This is a genomic window from Vibrio sp. 970, assembly GCF_033339075.1.
The window spans coordinates 1-520 of record NZ_JAWOTW010000804.1 but is presented as its reverse complement, the minus strand read 5'-3'; the positions used below and the strand labels follow the sequence as shown (position 1 = coordinate 520).

Here is a 520-nt window from a genome sequence, read left to right as displayed (position 1 = left end):
CAGATCCCACTTAGGGTAGTTTCCGCGACCAATTTCGGCATACAAATCATTCGTAAGGTGATTGAAGTCTTTACCCTGCATTTCCGTCACTTCATTAGGACGAAGACTCTTAATGCCTTGTTGGCTCTTCCATTGGAACTTCACATAGTTCGCATCACCTTGTTGGTTGATCCACTTGTAAGCGTGAACGCCAAAGCCATCCATTGTGCGATAGCTCGCTGGCGTACCAAGATTGCTGTACACCCAAGTCAGCATGTGAGTCGCACTTGGTTCATGGCTAAAAAAGTCAAAGAATCGGTTTGGATCCTGAACGTTGTTCACTGGTGACGGTTTCAGAGAGTGCACCATATCCGGAAACTTAATCGAATCACGGATGAAGAACACAGGCAGGTTATTCCCTACCAGATCCCAGTTACCCTGTTCAGTATAAAATTTGGTTGCAAAACCTCGTGGATCACGCAGCGTCTCTGGCGATCCTTTTGAGTGAATAACGGTCGAAAAACGAACGAAAACAGGAGTC

General features: G+C 46.2%; 1 protein-coding gene. It reads right to left on the bottom strand.

From position 1 onward, the window contains the following. Positions 1–520, bottom strand: a 520-nt coding sequence (locus tag R7Q11_RS29295) for a catalase (protein WP_225467360.1), incomplete at both ends; no start/stop codon positions are given.